Origin of the sequence: Streptococcus sp. HMSC063B03 (assembly GCF_001836965.1) — a bacterium.
In the GTDB taxonomy this organism is placed as follows: Bacteria; Bacillota; Bacilli; order Lactobacillales; family Streptococcaceae; genus Streptococcus; species Streptococcus pneumoniae_F.
In genome coordinates, this window is the sequence record NZ_KV831032.1 from 1 (window position 1) to 526 (window position 526).

Annotated in this window: 1 protein-coding gene; it reads right to left on the reverse strand. The window is 38.4% G+C overall.

Features of this window, described 5'->3' with window-relative positions:
• Positions 1 to 526, reverse strand: a 526-nt coding sequence (locus HMPREF2628_RS04730) for an Ltp family lipoprotein (RefSeq protein ID WP_257375286.1), incomplete at both ends; no start/stop codon positions are given.

Here is a 526-nt window from a genome sequence, read left to right on the forward strand (position 1 = left end):
CATTCATTCTTGGCCATCTTTCCATCTGATTTGAAATAATAATTTCCTACCCATTTATTGCGAGCTTGGCTGCCTTCTGATGGTAGATTAAGTTTTTGAATTGCATAGTTTGCTTCTTCTTTTGTAAATTTTCCAATCCAAGAAGAAGTTAGCCACTCATAAATCTCTGTCTTTGATAAATGGTTATTCTTTCGGTATTCTCTTGCTGTAATTAAGGCATTTGCTTTGTAATCTGCATTCAAGTGATCGATGGCATACTGCGCTGCTGAACTTGAAAAACCATACCACGTTAATGAGTCATAGAGAGCTTTTTTTGACTTATGTAAAACCGAATTATAGCTTTTCGCTTTATTTAAAGCAGCATTGTACTGCTTCCCATCTAGTTTTGGTTGCCGCACACCATCGTAGTCTACATAGTGACGGCCACCATCTACCCATTTGCCCCTTACCATTTTGCCTTCAGAATCAACATAGTAACGGCCACCATCTACCCATTCATTCTTGGCCATCTTTCCATCTGATTTGA